At 37.6% G+C, this 4,240-nt stretch carries 1 protein-coding gene; it reads right to left on the minus strand.

Going from position 1 to position 4,240, the window contains the following annotated elements; all coding sequences use genetic code 11:
- Nucleotides 1-4,240: C80 family cysteine peptidase (locus BAZSYMA_RS07770; protein ID WP_143243159.1), on the minus strand; the 4,240-nt coding region annotated here is incomplete at both ends.

The raw sequence follows: 4,240 nt of genomic DNA on the forward strand, positions 1-4,240 counted from the left end.
ACTTCTTCCAATTTTTCTGAATGTCCAACAATGTTGAGTCGTACACTGGAATCAGGCGTAAATGCTTTGCCCCTTGGGAAAACCAGCTTACCTTGCTCATCAAGTGTAACAAGGACGCTGGTGTTAGGGTGTTTGTCAAATAACGCTTTGGCGGCATCTCTGGTGACTTTATCTTCGCCAATGGATAAAATAATATTGTGCTTGTTTTTGTCATTGCTTTTTAGGTTTAGGGCTTCATAACCCTCAGCGGTGTTGACACGAAAAGCAAAATCTTTACTTTCTTTCCAACCTTGTTGCATAGCAAAAACACGACAATTTCCTTTTAAACCAATATCTTGGTTTTTGCTGTCAGGGGAGATTACTTCAATAGTGTTGAAATCCAAATTTTGATTATTTTCTGGTTGATGAACAACTTCTTTTTCGCCCGTTGCAAAATCATAGACAACAATGACTTTATTGTTCTTTTTTTCTGCATCACTTAGTATTTTGTGTTTTAGTGCATCATCGGGTGATCCCCAAAGTTGTTTGTCAACATAGATAATATGATTGAAAGTTTTATCGGTAAAGCGCTTGTGGTGTTTTAAAATATTTTGTTTGAATCCCTGTAAGGCGTTTAACTGATTCATGTTACGCCTACTGCTTGAATGAAGATCAACACCCTGTGGATCCATAATATATAATTGACCGTCTCCAGCAACAAGACCTTGAAAATCTGACACAAAAAGGTAAGGGTTTTTCATGAATATTTTTTGCAAATGCTTAATGTCTTCTAAGGTTTGGTTGTTGCTATTACTAAGAACCTTTGGTGGTAGAGTCTTGGTTCTGTGCGTTAATCTTATATCTTCTGCGCCTTTAATTTTTTGCACAACTAAACCGTGTTTCTTGGAGTGAAATCTATCTACAAATGTAATTTGTTTATAGCGTCCAGGTGTTTTTATACCAAGTGAATCTAGTTGCTCTAAGTATTTTATTTCGTCCTTAATAATACGAGCCCCATAGCATGTTTTTGATAACAATACTAATAAATCAGGTTGATTTTTAAAATTGTAGGCAACTTTATGTGTGCCTTCACCAATAGCAAATCTTGTATCTACTTGTGTGGCATATAATGTGTCTGGAATACTGTCTATGTCTATGGCATCAGACGAACCTTCAGAATTCGCATCACCGAGCTTCAAGCCTTTTAATACTTCTCCCACGCGCTTAGACTCTTCGGTTTGTTTGGTAATAATATTTAAATCACCATTCCACTGATAAATCATTTTCTCACTGCCTGTTTCCATGGTTTTAGTGCCATCAGCATTGATTTGCATCTCGCCTTTTCTGCCGGTTATTTCAGCAGTTTTTAGCTCAGGTGTGTCGTTATAAATGGCTTTGGCAAAGTCTTGGGTGAGGTTCTGATCAATGCCATCGGTATTACAACCAACCAAGGCGATACGCCCAATGTCGGTGCTGTCGTTGCCGTAAGTTTGTTGCAGTATTTTGACTTTATCTGCTAACGATTGTGCACCTTCTTTGCTGAGATCAGCGCCATGATCGACAAAACTAAGACGCACATTGCCTTTAGGTGTATAAATTCCATCTGTTAGCGTGATTAAATTGCCATCAGCATCAAAACGAACAATAATGCTGCTATTAGGATGTTTGCTGGCAAGATCTTGGGCGGCCTTGATTGCAATATCGCTGTTGCCATTTTGAACGATAATGTTGCTTCGGTAATTGCTGAAGTCTTTTTTGAGTGCGTGACGAAAAACCATATCACTAGACATTTTTGAATCCTGTCTTACAAAATCATCCATCTGATATTCGTCAATAAAGCGATTATTTTCATCAACCATTACTTCGATTCTGTCAATTTTATAAGAGGTTTTTGGCTCGTAAAGCACTTGAGTTGTGTCTTTTGCTAAGTCGTAACTCATAATAACCAGGTCTTGCTGTTTTCTTGCTTTTTCTAATAGGCTTTGTTCAAATTTTGGATCATCCCCTAACATTTCCTTGCTAACAAAAATGGCGTTCATGCCTTTGTTTTGGTTGAATTCTTCTAGGACGCTTAATGATGTGTCTCTCCACTCTCGCAAATTTTCTATATTCTCTTCTCTTTCTTCCTGTGAAAAATAAGACAAAGATTCAGATGATGGCGAGTTAATATTTAATGGGTCAATGACATAAAGTTGCCCATCTCTGCCTAATAACATTTGTAAATCATCAATGCCTAAATTTGGATGTTGATCAAATTTCTGCAATAAATTTTGAATATCGCTTAGCGTTTTGTGTGTTACACGCTCCTCTGGAACAGATAGCCGCCCTGGCCTTACCATCGTTGAGTTATGAATGCGTTCAACCAAAATACCTTGATGCTCTTGATCGTCTCCATCAATCATGGAAACAACCTTAAAATATTTTGGCGTTTTAATGCCCAATTCTCTAAATTTGTTAATCCACTCAATTTCGTTTTTTAATTGTCTAACTGAATGCGCATTCTCTAGGCTTTCATCTAGTTGTAAAAACAACAAATCGGGGTGGTCTTTTAAAGTGTAAGCGGTTTTCGTGGAGCCATGGCCGATAGATTTACCTATATCTGTATGCATCAATGAATCGGGCGTTGTTTTATTATCCAGTCCCAATTTTAGAGAATCTAAAACATCACCAACATTCTTAGAGCTTTCCGTTGTCCAAGTAGATTTTTCAAATTTATAATTCCAGCGATGAATGATTTTTTGATCCTTATCACTCATGACTTTAGAACCATCTTTATTTATATGCATATCGCCTAATCTACCGGTAACACTAGTGCCTCTTAAATATTTTCGGGTATAGAGTTGATTGGCGTAACTTTCACTAAGTGCTTGGTTTTTACAGCCCATCAGAGCAGCACGATTTAAATAAGAGGAGTTGTCCGTTGAATTTATATTGTAGTATCGCATTAGGCTGTCGGTATATATCGCTAACTGTTGAGCGCCGACTTCTTCCAATTTTTCTGAATGCCCCACAATATTGAGCCGCACACTGGCATCAGGGGTAAATGCCTCCCCCCCTGGGAAAACCAAATCCCCTTGTTCATTAATGGTAACAAGAACGCTGGTATCGGGGTGTTTGTTAAATAATGATGTGGCTGCATCTCTGGTAATTTTATCGTTGCCGATTGATACGATAATGTTGTGTTTGTTCTTGTCGTTACTCTTAAGATTTAAGGCTTCATAATCCTCAGAGGTGTTTACACGGAAAACAAAATCTCTACTTTTCGCCCAACTTTGTTGATTTGTAAAATCAACACACTCTTTTCTTAAATCAACATTTTGGTTTTGGTTATCTTGGGTAATGACTTCAATGGTGTTGAAGTTCACATTTTGAATGTCGCTTGGCTTATGAAGGACTTCTTTTTCACCTGTTACAAAATTATAGACAACAAAGGCCTTATTGTCTTTTTTCTGTAGATCATTCAGCATTTGTTGTTTTCGTGTATCGCTGTAAGATTTCCAAAGTCTATCGTCAATATAGGTGATATGATTGAGTGCTTTGCCGGTAAAACGCTTGTGGCGTTTTAAAATATCTTGCTCAAACCCCTGCAAAGCACTTAATAGAGTCGAATTATGCTTGCTGTCTGCATGCATATTAACATTCTGTGGATCTATAACATACAGTTGACCGTCTTCAGCAACAAGCCCTTGGAAATCCTGCACATAAAGATGGGGATTTTTTGCAAATATTTTTTGCAAATTTTTGATATCTTTTAAGGTTTTGTTGTTGCTATTATCAAGCACTTTTGACTGAGGATGAATAAGTGGTTTTTGTTCTAATCTTATATCCTGTGCACCTTTAATCTTTTGCACAACCAAACCGCGTTGCTCAGTATTAAAGTTGGGTGTGGATTGGTCTACAAATGTGATTTGCTTATAACGCTCAGGTGTTTTCATACCAAGCACTTCTAGTTGCTCTAAGCACATTACTTCATTTTCAATATCATTGGATTGACTGTATGATTCTACCAACAACACCAATAAATCAGGCCGATTTTTAAAATTATAGGCCGTTTTAAATGAGCCCGCTCCAACAGCGTCATTTAAATCTACTTGTGCATTGGTTAAGGTATCTGGAATGTTATCTATATCAATAACATCAATATCAGTGTCAGACGAGCCTTTGGAGCTCACACAACCCAGTTTCAAATTTTCTAATACCTCCCCCGCACGCTTGGATTCCTCAGTCTGCTGGGTAATGATATTTAGGTCGCCATTCCACC

Source organism: Bathymodiolus azoricus thioautotrophic gill symbiont (assembly GCF_001298715.1).
Taxonomy (GTDB): domain Bacteria; phylum Pseudomonadota; class Gammaproteobacteria; order PS1; family Pseudothioglobaceae; genus Thiodubiliella.